The following is a 16,253-nucleotide window of genomic DNA, read 5'->3' as shown; positions in this document are numbered from 1 at the left end:
TATTAGCTTTAGCTTAGTAAGATTTAGCGTGCATAACAAAATAGAAAGTGAATGACTCTGCATTCGCTTTCATTTCCAAATGAAATCGGTAATTACTTTTATTTAATGAGACAAAACCGCAATATTTTTAGTTGTTATATAAGCACGCCTTGAATAAAGTTAGCTGTTTTTTCGTCACAGCTTTTGTTTATAGCAATTTATACTAAGTCTAGTGACAATACAACTGCATTTTCACTTAAATAACGATTGATTGATTGAAATTTGAGTATATCTAGCTTTATTAACAGTTCTGGTACTACCAATCCTTTTTGAATAGCTAAACTAAAACTGTGGTCTAGGTGCGATCGCGTACTTCTAGTTTCATACAAGATAGTATGGGCAGGAACCTTGATGAAAAACTATATTTGGTAAGTAAACCTATAAATTTTGCTTGCTTACCTGCATCAAGCGGAGTACTTTAGATACTCATGTAAGATAAAATTCCGCTTATGCGCCTGACTTCACTGGATGTTTTTCGCGGCATTACCATCGCTGGAATGATTCTCGTTAATATGGCGGGTGTCGCAGATGATGTATATCCTCCCTTAGCTCACGCCGATTGGCACGGCTGCACACCAACGGACTTGGTATTTCCTTTCTTTCTCTTCATTGTTGGTGTAGCGATGACTTTCTCGCTGTCAAAATACACCGAGGGCAATAAACCAACCTCAGCTGTTTACTGGCGGATATTGCGCCGCGCCGCTATTCTCTTTGCCTTGGGATTACTACTAAATGGCTTTTGGAATCAAGGTATTTGGACTTTTGATTTCAGTAGTATCCGCATTATGGGAGTATTGCAGCGCATCAGCCTTACCTATCTGCTGGCTTCCCTAGCTGTTCTCAACCTTCCACGCAAAGGTCAATGGATACTAGCAGCAGTGCTACTCATTGGCTACTGGCTAACGATGATGTATACAGCAGTGCCAGAATTTGGTGCAGGAGTTTTGACGCGAGAGGGTAATTTTGGCGCTTATGTTGACCGCCTGATTATTCCTAAAACACATTTATATAAGGGTGATGGTTTCAACTTTATGGGAGATCCAGAAGGGCTTTTCAGTACTATTCCCGCGATAGTAAGTGTCCTTGCTGGCTACTTCACAGGTCAATGGATACGCAGTCAACCTGTACAGTCACGCACAAGTATCGGTTTAGGATTATTTGGAGTCGGTTGCTTAATTATCGGTTTGGCGTGGGGGTGGACATTCCCAATTAACAAAAAGCTGTGGACAAGCTCTTATGTAGTATTTACAACAGGTTGGGCGTTATTATTACTAACAGCTTGTTATGAACTTATTGAAGTACGGCTGATGCGTCGCTGGAGCAAACCTTTTGAAATTATGGGCTTAAATGCGATCGCTCTTTTCGTTGCATCGGTTTTGTTAATTAAAATTTTAGTCAAAACCACTGTTGGCACTGGCAAAGACGCTCCTAGTACCTACAATTGGATTTACCAGAATTTTTTCGCATCTTGGGCGGGTGTGCTGAATGGTTCCTTGTTCTTTGCTTTAGTCACCGTGTTGTTGTGGTGGGCTGTTGGTTTTCTGATGTATCGGCAACGCTGGTTTCTGAAAGTGTAAAAAAGATTTTTGTTATTATTTACGTTTTAGTGTTTTCAATGTTACAACAGGTGTTAAGTGATGGATTGTAACACTTTAGGAACAAAGGCAATCGTAACTTTATCAATATTATTGGCGCGTTAATCTGCGCTTTCTTTAGCAAACTTACTTAAGCCCTGATATCGTTTCTCACGGCAGAAGCGTATACAGACTTATCTGTGCGTTGAAAATTCATATTTCTTCTAATTCACTAAATTAATCCATAGAAAAATTGTGAGGTAATCGATGCGTCGCATGAATTTTTGGGTATTTTTGCCAATTACCTTGGTATTGGGCTGCTCAAATCAACTGCTTCAATCTAACCCGTCTATAGCCAAGCCTAACCCAGCAGTAGTTAAACAAAGTAGTCCAACTTTATTAGCAAAGGCGAGTTACCTTTCACCCTTGGAACAACAGGTAATTGTTGAAACCAATAAGGTAAGAACAAATCCTAAAGCATACCTCCCGATTTTGGAAAACTATAGAAAGCGCTTTGAGGGGAACCGAGTCAAAATTTCTAATAATACTTATCTACGAACTCAAGAAGGAGTCAAAGCAGTTGACGAAGCGATCGCATTTCTCAAATCAGCACGTCCTGTAGGAACCTTGAGTGTATCTAAGGGTATGTCTTTAGGAGCAAAAGATCACGTAAAAGACCAAGGCCCAAAAGGTGCTTTAGGTCATGATGGTAGCGATGGTAGCAACCCTTTTACTCGCATCAACCGCTATGGGAAATGGCAAACAACCGCAGGTGAAAATATCAGTTATGGGCCAAACAGCGCTCAAGATATTGTCATGCAGTTAATTATTGATGATGGTGTGAGCGATCGCGGCCATCGAAAAAACATTTTTAATGGTGCTTTTAAGGTCTCTGGTGTTGCTTATGGAACTCACAAATTATATAGAACAATCTGCGTGATTGACTACGCTGGCGGATATAGGGAAAAATAATTTGCGGGGGAGTTCATATAAGCCCAGAATCCTAGTGTAGAGACGCGATCGATCGCGTCTTGAAAGACCAATTATTTACACTAATAACTCTTAACCCAAGCGTATTGGGAATTAATACTTCTTGGGTTTTGGGGAAAAGGGAAAGAAAAAACCTTTAACCCTTACCCTTTACCCCAAACTAGATTCCGAGTTAAAAATGCACAAAGTGAGAAGTATTGTATTGGGGATAACCTGGCGATTAGAAATCATGTTTACACAAGCCAAGTCCGCTGCGCTGACTCAAAGAATTTGAAACCCGCCTAAGCGGGTTTTGTCTGTGTAAACAAGGTTTCTAACTGCCCATTTAGCTATTTTGCAGCAAACCAAGCACCATGAAAGCCATAAGGCACTCGCTGAGGAATTATCACCCGCGCTACAGGTTCAGCTGTTATATCTTGGGCATTCACTACTACTAATTCTGAAGTATCTGAACCCTCATCATGGACGAAAGTCATCAGCCAACCATCATCCTCAGCCGTTGCACCAGGACGCGGCGCAAACACTGTTTCACCGTTATAGCGCCCTTGCCCAAATTCATGTATTTGGGATTTTCCACTATTGAAGTCGTATTTGATGATACCGTCAAATAAAGGTACGGGACTGTTTACCGCTTTGTTAGTGTAGCCATATCGGTTTTGTCGCCCCAATTGGTTTTCGTTGACGCGGGGAAATTCCGAAGCTACATCATCCAACATTTCTTCACGTACTGAACCAGTATTGAGGTTAAATCGCCAGCGATGCAAACGGGGAATATTTGCGTTTGGATCGGGTTGCGAATCATCAGAACTCAAAACAGTTGTAGAACTCATGCGACAGGCGATTAGCACTACTTCGTCTCCCTCTTCGTAAGCGTTGAGGGTATGGAAGACGTAGCAAGAGGGACTTTCAAACCAGCGGATATTACTGTTGTCACCGTGACGTGGTAAAATGCCAAAACGACTGGGGCGATCGCGCTCAAACATCATTACAGGTTCTCCCCGTTGCGCTCTTTCAGGGTTAAAAGTCAGCGGCAAATCCATGAAAATTGTGTAGTTTTCCGTGATGGCAAAATCGTGCATCATCACGCCTATTGGCAGTTCAATTGGCACTGTCCGCAACAGTTCGCCTTCTGCTGAGACCACACTATATTGCAGGTATGGTGGCGCAAACAGAGAATAGCCAAAGAAGATCATTTCCCCTGTAACGGGGTCTACCTTGGGATGGGCTGTGAAGGCAGAAACCAGTTTACCATTGTAGGTGTACTCGCCAATGGTTTCTAATTCAGGCAGCTTGATGGCGTGAGGTTTACCCCCTTCATTCAGCGCCAACATTTGACCAGCGTGCCACACTAAGGCAGTATTGGCAGTATTTTTGTAGCGGCCGTGGGGATTATCCATCTGTGGTGGTTCTAACAATCCACTCCAGATAGCTTTACCCGCTTCTCGTTCTTTTTTCCATCCGAAAGTCTGGACGTAGCGGTTACGATAAGTGGCTATGCCGTTGCTAATTTGCACACCATGCAACATCCCATCTCCATCAAACCAATGATATTGACCGATAGGCGTCCATTGAGGGTTAGGGCCATTCCGCACAAACATCCCTGATAAGTCAGGGGGTAATTCACCGATGACTGCCAATTTGTCGGTGGTGATTTCTTCATGGACTGGAGCAAAATTGCCATCGAGATAGGGATTGACTGCTATTGTTACCATTGTCTTGATTTAAGCGTACATTTGTACTGTACATTCTGGTTTGTCATTATGCCCACATGGAAATTTTGAGGGCGTTGTGGAATTTTTGCAATCGGTCTACAAATTAAACTTTTTTTTTGCTGTTTAATTCGTTTGATTTGTAGGAGGTTTCATTCATCTTCAGAATAAGGTGTGCTATAGCAGATATCAAAGTAAAGATTTAGTCTATATCTCGATAGGAATAAAACGGCGATGTCTTGAGCATTGAGTCCAGCAGCATTTAAGGTACTTGCAGTTAAAAAATATCCCATCATAAAAAGCAAGGTTTATGATGGGATCATTTATTTTTTGCAAGTCCCTAAATTGATTTGCTTCAATCGATAACGATAAATACTCAATCCTCAGCTTTTGTTGAATATATAGCAGTGTTACCATTCAACGACACTGCTTCTGCTGGTATTTCTTGATGCCGATTTGGTTTGATAAATCGCTCTGTTATCGTTTTAATTACGATATACAAAATTGGGACGACAAACAAACTCAAAAAAGTCGCGATTAACATCCCACCAAAAACAGCAGTTCCTAAAGATTGGCGACTTCCCGCCCCTGCACCCGTGGCAGTAGCTAAGGGGAAAATCCCCAATAGTGTAGAAAAAGCAGTCATCAAAATTGGGCGTAACCGCTCTTGTGAAGCCTCAATTACTGCTTTGGTCATCGAAAGCCCTTGGTCTCGTAATTGGTTAGCAAATTCTACAATTAAAATTGCATTCTTACTAGCTAAACCGATCAACATTACTAGACCAATTTGACAATAAACATCATTCGCAAAACCCCGTATTGATTGAGCTATCAGCGCTCCAAAGATTGCTAAGGGAACTGATAACAGAATGATAAACGGGTCAACGTAGTTTTCATATTGAGCAGCTAATACCAAAAACACAAATACCAATCCTAATCCAAAGATCAGGGGTGCTAAACCACCAGAATCAATTTCTTCTAACGCAGTCCCTGACCATTCATAACCATAACCTGCTGGTAAAACTTCTTTAGCAACTTTTTCCATTGCTTTAATTGCGTCTCCAGAGCTAGAGCCAGGGGCGGCGGCACCATTAATTTCAATTGAGCGGAACAGATTGTAGTGATTTATCGTTTGCGCTCCCACGGTTGGAGTAACTGTGACTAAGTTACTCAAAGGAATCATTTGATTCTTTTGAGAACGAACGTATAGTTTGCCAATATCTTTTGGGTTGGAACGATACTGTTGATCTGCCTGGAGATACACCCGATAATTGCGCTGCTGGAGATTGAAATCGTTTACATATTGCGATCCCAAAGCAGTTTGTAAAGTACTGAAGACATCATCTATGGAAACTTGCAATGATTTGGCTTTATTGCGGTCTACTTCCACAAGCAATTGTGGTGTATCTGCGGCAAAGGTACTAAATACAGCTTGTAATCCTGGTGTTTGATTAGCTTTACCTAGCAACTTACCCATCGATTGCACCAAATTTTCTAAGCCACTGTTACCTCTGCGGTCTTGCAGTTGAAAGACGAAGCCGCCAAAGTTGCCTAAACCCTGAATTGGTGGCGGATTCACAGGAAAAACCCTGGCCTCTGGAATTGCCAATAACTTTCCTTGCAAGCTGCCAATAATCGCCTGTACTGATCGATCGGGTTTTGAGCGCTCGTCCCAAGATTTTAAAGTTGTAAAGATGATGCCGCTGTTAGCTGTGCTACCACTAAAACCAAATCCACCGATCGCAAAAGTCCCCAGTACTTCTGGAATTTGCAGAATTTCTTTTTCTACCTTTGCAATCACATCGCTAGTATATTGCAGTGAAACCCCTTGCGGTCCTTGGATAATTGTGATGAAGTAGCCTTCATCTTCATCGGGTAGAAAGGCTGTTGGTACTGTGGTGTACAGCCAAGCAGTCATTCCTAAGGAGACGATAAACAACCCAATGACGATGCTTTTGAATCGTACCATCCAGGTAAGCGATCGCTCGTAACTTGACCTTACCCATTCCAAGAATCTATTAATCCGGTCAAAAATCCAACCCAGTAAGCCTGAAGGTTTTTGTCCTTGACGCAGCAGCAGTGCACATAAAGAAGGTGTCAGCGTCAAAGCTAGAAATGTCGAAATCGCAATGGAAAAGGCGATTGTCAGCGCAAATTGCCGATAAAGTGCGCCTGTGGTTCCCGGAAAAAATGCCACTGGCACAAACACCGCCATTAATACCAGTGATGTGGCAATAACTGCGCCAAACAGCTCCGCCATTGATTCACTAGCAGCTCGGCGAGGACTAATTCCTTTATCCTGAATAAAGCGGCTAATTTGCTCTACCACCACAATCGCATCGTCTACTACCATGCCCGATGCTAAAGTTAGACCAAACAAAGTCAAACTATTGATGGAAAAGTTAAAAACTTTAACGAAAGCAAACGTTCCAATTAAGGAAAGCGGAATGGTAAGTGCAGGAATTAAAGTGGTTCGCCAGTCTTGTAAAAACACAAAAATTACAATTATAACCAGCACCACCGCTTCAATTAGAGTCTTGACTACTTCTGCCAAAGATTCTTCGACAAAGGAGGTTGTGTCAAAAGCTACTTGATATTTCATTCCTGGCGGAAAACTCGGAGCCAATCGCGCCAGTTCAGCTTTGACTCCCTTGGCTACATCCAAGGCATTACTACCAGGAACCTGATAAATCCCTAAACCGACAGCATCGTTACCACGAAATCGCAGAAATGAACTGTAGTTTTCTGCACCCAGTTCTGCTCTACCGACATCTTTGAGCTTGACTAATGTGCCATCATCTCCAGTTTTGAGGACAATTTCTTCAAATTCTGATGGTTCTGCTAATCGGCTAGCAGCACGTACATCAAGTTGATACCTTTGTCCTTCAGGAGCAGGTTCTTGTCCAATTCTCCCTGCACCAACTTGCAAGTTTTGTTCAGATAAAGCATTCGCTACATCCTGAGTTGTTAGCCCCCGATTGGCAAGGCGAGTTGGATCTAACCACAGGCGCATTGCATAACGGCGTTCGCCAAAAATTTGAACGTTGCTCACACCTTTGACTCTTTTTAAGGCATCTGCTAAGTAAAGGTCGGCATAGTTACTTAAAAATGTATTGTCGTACTCTTTATTTTCAGCAAATAAACCAATCGCTAACAGGATGTTACTAGATTCTTTCGATACTCGCACTCCCGTGCGTTGCACAGAGTCTGGTAGTTGTGGCTGGGCAACAGAAACACGATTTTGCACATCCACAGCCGCAATATCTTTATCCCGTGATGAATCGAAGGTGGCTGTAATGGTACTAGTACCATCGTTACTGCTGCTAGAAGTGAGATATCTTAGTCCCTCAACCCCGTTGATTTGCCTTTCTAAGATATTTGTCACTCCGCTTTCTACGACTTCTGCACTAGCTCCGCTATAGTTGGAAGTTACAGTGATTTGGGTGGGACTAATTTCTGGGAATCTGGCGATCGGCAGAGTGGGAATACTAATTAATCCGATTAAAAGGATGACGATCGCACATACCGACGCAAAAATTGGCCGCTTAATAAAGAAGTCAACAAACATAGTTTAAAAATTGGGCTTTGGGTATTTGGTATTTGGCATGGGACATTGGGAATTGAGTATGGAGAAAAGACAAGGTAGATAAGGAAGAGGGGAAAGGCAAGGGAGAGACTTGTTCAATAATTCCCCCTTGTCCCCTTGTCCCCTTGTCCCCTTGTCCCCTTGTCTCCCTTGCCTCTCTGTCCCCTGCCCCCTGTCCCTTTTCAGCTAAGGCTTCTGGCTACCAACTTCTTCTTTTTCAGGAGTAATGGGAGCGCCATTAGTTAAGTTGAGAATACCGGAAACAACAATTTTGTCTCCAGCTTTTAGTCCTTCGATAACTTGATAATTATTCCCCTCAATAACTCCCAATTTCACAGGTTTTTGTTGAGCAACTAAAGCTGGCGCTCCAGCTTTCTTTTCTACTGGTGCTTCAGCTTTTTTTTCTGTTGGTTCGGCGTTCTTTTCTGTTGGCGCTTCAGCTACAAATACAAATGTCTCCCCACCCAGGCGAGATACTGCTGTAACTGGAATTAAGATTCCCGGACGTTCGTTCCAGATCACTTTGGTTTGCACTGATTGAAGATTAAGCAGTCGATTTCTCGAATTGCCAAAGTTGGCTTTTACCAAAACTGTCTGCGAATCGGAACTAGCATTTGGGGAGATAAAACTCACCTTACCCCTTGCTATGGGTTTGTTTTGGACATCCAGCATTTGCACAGGTAAGCCCAAGCGCAACTTTCTGGCTTCGGCTACGGGAACGGAAATATTCAGTTCTAAAGAGTCGTTTCTAGTTAGTGTAGTGAGCTGATCGGCTTTTTCCACATAATCTCCCACTTTTGCTGGAATATCACCAACAATGCCAGTGAAAGGTGCTAGAACTTTTGTGTATTGCAATTGAACTTGGGCCGCTTGGACTTGGGCAGCTGCTTGAGTTACTTGCGATCGCGCTTGGGCAATTTCTTCTGGGCGGGAACCATTTTCTAGTTGCCTTAAGTTTTGTTTTTGTTGTTCCAAAGCACCACCTAGCTCATTAATACTCGATCTTCTGCTTTGGCGGAGTTGGTCTAGGCGTTTCTGGGCTACAACCAGAGCAGCTTCAGCACTTTGCTGTTCTTTGACATATCCTTCTAAGGTATCTTGAGAAACTGCGCCCTCTTTTCTCAATTGTGCGTATCGTTTGGCGCGTGACTGTGCTAGTTCCACATCGGATTTAGCTGACTGAATTTGAGCTTCAGCCTGAGCAATTTCTTCTGGTTGCGATCCCGATTGAGCATCTCTAAAGCGAGCTTGGGCTTGGGCTAACTGCGCTCTAGCTTGAGCAATTTCTTCTTGTCGCGTACCCGCTTGAAGTTCAGCAAGACGTGCCTGGGCTTGTTGCAGTGAGCCTCTAGCTTGTAACAATTGAGCTTGGACATTATCACTTTGCAGACTGATAATGACTTGTCCTTGTTGAACGCGGTTGCCCTCTTGGACGAAAATCTCGGTAATTCGTCCTTCAACCTGTGGCTTGATGATTACTGAACGTGGAGCCTCTAAGGAGCCAATAAACTCCGAACTTTCTTGAACGGTTTCAGTTTTTACTGTCGCTAGCTTGACCGGAACTGCTCTAGGTTGACCGGCATTTGCTCCAGCCGCAGGTGCATTGCTAGCATTACTAGTTTGCCACCAGCGCCAACCAAAACCTACACCTGCAATTAATAAGACGATTCCTAATAGTAGGGGCCAACGACGTTTTTGAGGTGGCTTAGGCGATCGCTGTGGCAATTCTTGCGACTCTTGACTAGAATCAGTAACAGCAGGCTGTTCTATTTCAATGGGTAAGGGAGAGTCAGGGAACTCAGAATGGGACATCTTCGTTTTCTCGTCTTGTGGATTTAGACTTGGGCAATCTACTCTTCGCTAAAAATGCATTATTTGGAATAGTTTTTTAGCCCTTTTTTCTCTATGTTGGTGAAAAATATGTTTTGGTATTTGGGCGATCGCTCACGATGTCTAGCACCTAAAATGAACCAATTTTGTTCAGCACATTATGGTTGATTTGTACATTACTTAACTCCGTTCAATTTCTTAAAGTGTAATTTATAGTTTTTCGTTAGCCAGTATAAACACAGTGCTTTCTCTCTAAGCTAAAGCACGGTTCATGTTGGTGCAGCTAAAGCTTCTGTTTGTAAAGCGTAGGCGTAACCCGCCGTTGGCGCAGCCTCTCGTAGAGAAGGCATCGTTTTGGTAATTAGAGCAAGTTAGTAGTTGCTTTTGAGTTATGGAAATGACGAAATAAAGTTACCTCATTGACCGCAACAACACGACTAATTTCTCGCGTTGTCGCTGTGTGTGATTAAACCTGTTGTTGCAAATGTTGCAAATATATTAGTTGCTGATTAGATCAAGAGTGCATAAGTTTGTGCCGTAGTTGATGGTAATGTTTTCTACGAGTGTTTGCAAGCACTTGCTTGCATTATAACCACATAGCAAACGAGATTGGTATTATTTACAGATGAGTTTATCCCTCTTGAGTAGTACTGAATACTGATCTTAAGGAAGAAAAAAGTCTGGAGCAATGCTTTCTCTACGAGAGGCTCCGCCAACGCTAGCTTGCTTCCCCGTATGGGTACGGCGAGTTAAGCGGCGATTAATTCAGCTTTATTAATCATCAAGTTATCCTTAGCAAGAACGACGTGCAATCAATCAGTATTCTCTAGATTCCTATTTTTGACCAGTCTCAACTTCCTACAGTTAGTTCACCCGATCGGTTGATATTTAAATCACCCATTCGGGTGAGTTAATTTATTCCAATCGGGGTTTTGTTTGTGTAGCTAACGAGCGAGAAATCCTCAATCCCCTTCAACCATCGACAACTGATTTCTTAGAATCGAATTTTGGTAAGATACCCACAGTTGATTTTCGGTTGGTAACAATATGAGAAAAAAGCCACTCATACCGATCGAGCGCTTGCTCTAAGGAATAGTTTTCTTCGGCAAATTGTCTTCCTGTGTTACCTAGCTTCGTCACTAGAGCCGGATTAGCATATAAATTACGCACCGCAGCAGCCATTGCTTGGGGTGATTCTGGTTCAACAACTATCCCACCACCGCTGAGTTCGATGGCTTTAGCAGCAGTACCAGTAGCGGGAACTGAACCCACAATTGGGCGACCACTCGCCAACAAAAGTGGTATTTTTGAAGGCATATTGAACGAAATCACATTATGCTTTTGCACAATCAGCCCAACATCAGAAGCTGCTAGCATTTCAGGTAGTTTTTCTCGCGGCTGTAACGGTAGTAGCAAAACATTATCTGCTCCATTTGATAAACAATATTCTTGCAATCTTTGCAATGCTCTTGATTCGCCAACAATGACAAAGACAATATCTTTGATATGACGTAAACAAACGGCTGCTTCGATTACTGTCTCTAAACCTTGCGTTAGAGCAATGTTGCCTGAATAAAGTACTACAAATTTCCCATCTAGTTGATGGTTAGATATCCAAGAGTTGCTCTGTTTCGGTAACGGGCGAATGAAATTTACATTTACCCAATTGGGAATACAAACGATTTTATTAACAGGTACTCCCTTATTTACTAAATTCTCACGAAATCCATCAGCGATCACACTAATAGTGTGTGCAGTCCGATATGCAAATTTCTCTAAAGCAGCAAGAATTCGGATCATCCACTTGTTTTTTAACAACCCGATACGCACAGCAGCTTCTGGTAAAATATCTTGCACATTTAGAACTACTGGGCAGTTGTATAACCAGCCTAATGTTGTTGCTGGCAACGTACCGAGTAGCGGCGGAACTGTTAAGATAATCACATCTGGTCGCCCACCTTTAAAAGCTTGGGGTAAGCTCGTGAAAACAAAGCTCAACTCCAGTAACAGCCGATCCACTAGGTTAGGTTTAGACTTAATACGGACGTAACTTCGCGCAATTGTGACGCCATTTTTTTGTTCAGTAAGATACCATTTATTCTCATACCCATCATAAATTTCGCGCTGAGGATAGTTCGGCATTCCCGTAATCACTCGCACTTTATGACCTCGCTTTACTAACCCTTCTGCCAATTCAGTCATTAACGGAGCAATTCCAATTGGCTCTGGATGATAGTTGTAGGAATAAATCAGAATATGCATGAATTATTTGTGAATTTTGTGAAGATAGCATGAGACGATCGAATTACTTATTAATAGCCAGTAGGGGCTGCTATTTTTATTGCTTACAGCATTTTGTTTTGCATAAAGCATAAAGCTATAGGTTTCGAGGCAGGAAGCAGAGGTATAAACTGTTTATATCTGATTTGTATCTCTGCATTTTATTACCTCAGTTATTTACAAATGCTGTATTTTGACTGGTTAAATTGTTTAATTAAAAAAAATGTGTTAAACATTGCTTATAAATTTTATTTATAGTTTTCAAAAGATTATTTTTCCGATATAAAACACTTAAAAATAAAAATATGACTTTGTATAAACAGGTGAGATTATTGATAAATATGGAGTTTATTTTTTGATGATTATGAAAGAGTTGGTCTTTTTATTTCCGAACTAATGCCTAAATTTACACTTGGGAAATTGTAACATTATATTCAGTGTTATGCATATAACCCTCATTCCGCCTTTTCAACTGGCACATGAGTATTTTTAACCAAGTCATCAGTATTGTATTCATTGAGGAGAATCTCACTTTTTGAGTAGTTTAAAGGCGCTGACTAAAACAGTGTTGAGTGCTGAGTAATAAATGCTGAGGTAAAAGTAAAATTAATTTCACTCATATTTTTAATGAGGTTATATGATAACCCTACTAGTTAACTGAACTAGTAGGGCTAGAATAGAGATTCAGTAAATTTGGCAAGCTCTGACTAGAAAGCCCTAATTTCTAGTAAAAGGCTTGCTTTTTCTTTAAAGTTGAAGCTATACCCAAACCAGCAAATGCTAGCAAACCCAACAAAGAAGCAGGCTCTGGGACTTTGGATACTTGAATAGAGCCAGAATTTTGATCTAGTATTGTTGACGTTCCCTGTTGATCGACATCCTGACGTAAGAACAAAGAGTCGCCAACCGTTCCCTGGAAGAAATATTCTCCAATTACACCCGTTCCTCCAGCGACATCAAAAGGCCCAAATAATGTCTGAGTGGAAGTATTAAAATTGAAAGCGAAGAAATTAGATTCTGATACTCCACCACTAACGGTGTTATAGGTTCCCAGAAGATTTTTAGATGGGTCTAAGAAAGAGACATTCAAGGATTGTAAAAAGTTGGTGGCTCCACTACCAAGTTCTGAAATGATTGTTGGTGCTGTAGTTTCGTCGTAGCTAAATGAACCTGTTGCTGAGTAACCACCATTACCTTGCCAATTAAAGTTTAATTCAATAGCTTGGGCTGGGTTGTTAGCACCAGTAGCGATCGCAACACTAGTTGCTGCGATCGCGGTGATTTTGGCGAAAATATTTTTCATGGTCATAACTCTAAAGTTGATTGTCATGATGCATATATCAATGCATCAATCAACACTAAGCTTACGATAGAAATATATATCCGTAAATACCGCATAAAATACAGGATGTAATGTAATGAATCTATGAAGAGAAGCACTTGTTTTATAAATTTTGCATAAAATGTCAAGTCTATAGCGATGTCTGACGACAAGCCGCATAGGCAATCTACCTGGCTTAACTTCCATTTTCATCGCTCGTAAATTAAAGGGTTTAAGATCCCTGCATTTTCACGTAGCCCAGTTCCTCTGGGGGATCTTGCAACAGTAGGGGTTTGAATCCCCGTACTTCGGCTCATTTCGGCTACGCGGTAGTTGAATCTCGACTTACTTCTCCTGTCGGAGAGGCTGCGCCAACGACTACGCTCAGTACAAGTCGCTCGATTACCGCGCAGTCGAAACTCAATAACCAACGCTCAGTAACCGTCTGAAAATGTCTAAAATGTTTGAATGCGTGAATACTTCGGCTACGCGGTAGTTGAATCTCGACTTACTTCTCCTGTCGGAGAGGCTGCGCCAACGACTACGCTCAGTACAAGTCGCTCGATTACCGCGCAGCCGAAACTCAGTACAAGTTTTAAATTTTGAATTGTTAACTATGGGGTTTTCCCTTTATTCTCTTCGACGATCGATTCAGCTAAAAATCACGAGCGATCGCCTGAGAATAACTGATAAAGTTGAGCTACGCAAAGTTGAAAACAGTGTTATATGCCTGGGTTTCTATTAGAAGTTGGTACAGAAGAACTACCTGCAAGTTTTCTCAGTGATGCTTTAGTGCAATGGCAGGAACGCATTCCCCAAAGCCTGGAAGCAAACAGCCTCAAGGGCGATGTCCAGGTGTACGGTACTCCCCGGCGGCTGGCGGTATTGATTACAGGTCTACCATCGCAGCAACCAGACCGAGAAGAAGAAATTAAAGGGCCCCCCGCCCAAGCCGCCTTTAAAGATGGTCAGCCGACAGCAGCAGCCGCAGGTTTTGCCAAAAAGCAAGGTGTGGAACTGGATGCGCTGTCAGTTCGCCCTACTGACAAAGGGGAATTTGTTTTTGTGCAAAAAAGAATTCCCGGCCGTCCTGTAGCAGAAATTTTGACAGAACTTGTTCCCCAGTGGATTTGGGGTTTAGAAGGTAAGCGGTTGATGCGTTGGGGGAATGGGGATGCCAGGTTTTCTCGACCAATTCGTTGGCTAGTAGCTTTGTTAGATGAGACGGTATTGCCTTTAGAATTAGTCAATGGTTCTAAAACGATTCAGAGCGATCGCCTTTCCCAAGGTCATCGGGTTTTGCATCCTGAGCCTGTGACAATTGCCCAGGCTACTGATTATGTTACCGCCCTCAAGTCTGCATCTGTCACCGTTGACCCAGAAGAACGGGTAAATCTGATTAAAGAACAAGTAAATGCAGTCGCAGAGAATTTAGGCGGGTATACAGTAATTTACCCCGATTTGTTAGCGGAAGTAACCAACCTTGTAGAATATCCTTCCGCAGTTGTTGGTAAATTTGAACCAGAATTTTTGGAATTACCAACTGAGGTAATTACTGAAGTAATGGTTACTCATCAACGTTATTTTCCTGTATTCAAACCAGGGAGTTTTGAGCAAGAATTATTGCCCAATTTCATCACTATTTCTAATGGCGATCCGAAAAAATCAGATATTGTTGCCGTCGGCAATGAAAGGGTAATTCGTGCCAGATTAGCTGATGGCAGATTTTTCTACGAAGCTGATTTAACTAAGCCAATAGATAGCTTTTTACCGCAGTTAGAAAAGGTCACTTTTCAAGAAGAATTGGGTTCGGTGCGTGCCAAGGTAGATAGAATAGTTAAAATTGCCGAGCAAATTAGCAGTCAATTAGAATTAGGAGAAGACCAAAGCCAAAGAATCCAACGTGCCGCTTTATTATGTAAAGCAGATTTGGTGACACAAATGGTCTATGAATTTCCTGAATTACAAGGCATTATGGGAGAAAAATATGCCTTAGCCAGCGGTGAAGATGCCGAAGTAGCAAAAGCAATTTCTCAACATTATTTGCCAAAGGGAGCCGGTGATGTTTTACCAGAAACACTCACAGGTAAAATCGTAGGTTTGGCAGATAGATTAGATACTTTGGTGAGTATCTTTGGTTTAGGTTTAATTCCTTCCGGTTCATCCGATCCCTTCGCCTTACGTCGAGCGGCTAATGCTGTAGTTAAAATTGTTTGGTTTGATAATTTACCGATAAATTTAGATAATTTATTGGCACAAATAGCAACAGACTTTGCAGCAAAATATCATAAAGATCGGGCATCATTAACCACAGCATTACAAGAGTTTTTCTTGCAACGCATCCGCACTTTACTACAAGAAGAAAAGCAGATTGATTACGACTTAGTAAATGCAGTTTTAGGAGAAAACGATCCAGAATACACAGAACGGACGTTAAAAGATTTATTGGATGTCCGCGATCGCGCTTTGTACTTACAACAAATCCGTAACGACAGTACCTTAGATAACATCTATGAGACCGTTAACCGTTCCACACGATTAGCCGCTCAAGGTGATTTGGATACAAAACAGCTAGAACCAACAACCGTAGTTCGTCAAGAATTATTCCAAAAGCCCTCTGAAGACGCTTTGTATAAAGCCTTAATCGAATCAGTACCACAAACTCAAGCAGCACAGCAAACAAGAAATTATCAACTGTTAGTAGCAGCATTAGCTAAAATTGCTCCGGCAGTTAGTAACTTCTTTGATGGCCCGGATAGCGTTTTAGTTATGGACTCCGATCCAGAAATCAAGCGTAATCGGTTACATCTGCTGGGATTAGTTCGCAATCATGCCCGTGTTTTAGCTGACTTCGGTGCGATCGTCAAAAATCTGTAGCGTAGGTCAACAAAAACTTGTGTAATTTTTGCCAAGAAAGGCTACTA

At 42.0% G+C, this 16,253-nt stretch carries 8 protein-coding genes; 3 read left to right on the top strand and 5 right to left on the bottom strand.

Features of this window, described 5'->3' with window-relative positions; translation table 11 throughout:
• Positions 1-488: 488 nt before the first annotated feature.
• Positions 489-1,616: an acyltransferase family protein gene (locus tag NSTC731_RS30340; protein ID WP_445628188.1), complete on the top strand. Its 1,128-nt coding sequence runs from the start codon at positions 489-491 to the stop codon at positions 1,614-1,616.
• A gap of 264 nt (positions 1,617-1,880) precedes the next feature.
• Positions 1,881-2,585, top strand: coding sequence for a CAP domain-containing protein (locus tag NSTC731_RS30335; RefSeq protein ID WP_445628187.1), 705 nt, complete (start codon positions 1,881-1,883; stop codon positions 2,583-2,585).
• 347 nt (positions 2,586-2,932) lie between these two features.
• On the opposite strand, the gene NSTC731_RS30330 is transcribed toward NSTC731_RS30335, so the two are convergent.
• The 5 genes from NSTC731_RS30330 to NSTC731_RS30310 all read right to left on the bottom strand — a co-directional run bounded on the left by NSTC731_RS30330 (position 2,933) and on the right by NSTC731_RS30310 (position 13,311).
• Positions 2,933-4,315, bottom strand: a complete 1,383-nt coding sequence (locus NSTC731_RS30330; protein ID WP_445628186.1) for a carotenoid oxygenase family protein — start codon at positions 4,313-4,315, stop codon at positions 2,933-2,935.
• A 373-nt stretch (positions 4,316-4,688) separates the two neighbouring features.
• Complete coding sequence (locus NSTC731_RS30325) at positions 4,689-7,880, bottom strand: efflux RND transporter permease subunit (protein WP_445628185.1); 3,192 nt, start codon at positions 7,878-7,880, stop codon at positions 4,689-4,691.
• 204 nt (positions 7,881-8,084) lie between these two features.
• On the bottom strand, positions 8,085-9,710 hold the full coding sequence (locus NSTC731_RS30320; RefSeq protein ID WP_445628184.1) for an efflux RND transporter periplasmic adaptor subunit: 1,626 nt from the start codon (positions 9,708-9,710) through the stop codon (positions 8,085-8,087).
• A 990-nt stretch (positions 9,711-10,700) separates the two neighbouring features.
• Complete coding sequence (locus NSTC731_RS30315) at positions 10,701-11,990, bottom strand: glycosyltransferase family 4 protein (RefSeq protein WP_445628183.1); 1,290 nt, start codon at positions 11,988-11,990, stop codon at positions 10,701-10,703.
• 742 nt (positions 11,991-12,732) lie between these two features.
• Complete coding sequence (locus NSTC731_RS30310) at positions 12,733-13,311, bottom strand: PEP-CTERM sorting domain-containing protein (RefSeq protein WP_445628182.1); 579 nt, start codon at positions 13,309-13,311, stop codon at positions 12,733-12,735.
• A 744-nt stretch (positions 13,312-14,055) separates the two neighbouring features.
• Here NSTC731_RS30310 and glyS point away from each other — a divergent pair.
• Entirely contained in the window at positions 14,056-16,206 is a 2,151-nt protein-coding gene (gene glyS / locus NSTC731_RS30305) for a glycine--tRNA ligase subunit beta (protein ID WP_445628181.1), read from the top strand.
• Positions 16,207-16,253 lie beyond the last annotated feature (47 nt).

It is taken from the genome of Nostoc sp. DSM 114167 (genome assembly GCF_052692655.1).
Note: the sequence above shows the minus strand (reverse complement) of the source record. Positions and strands in the feature narration are given on the sequence as shown.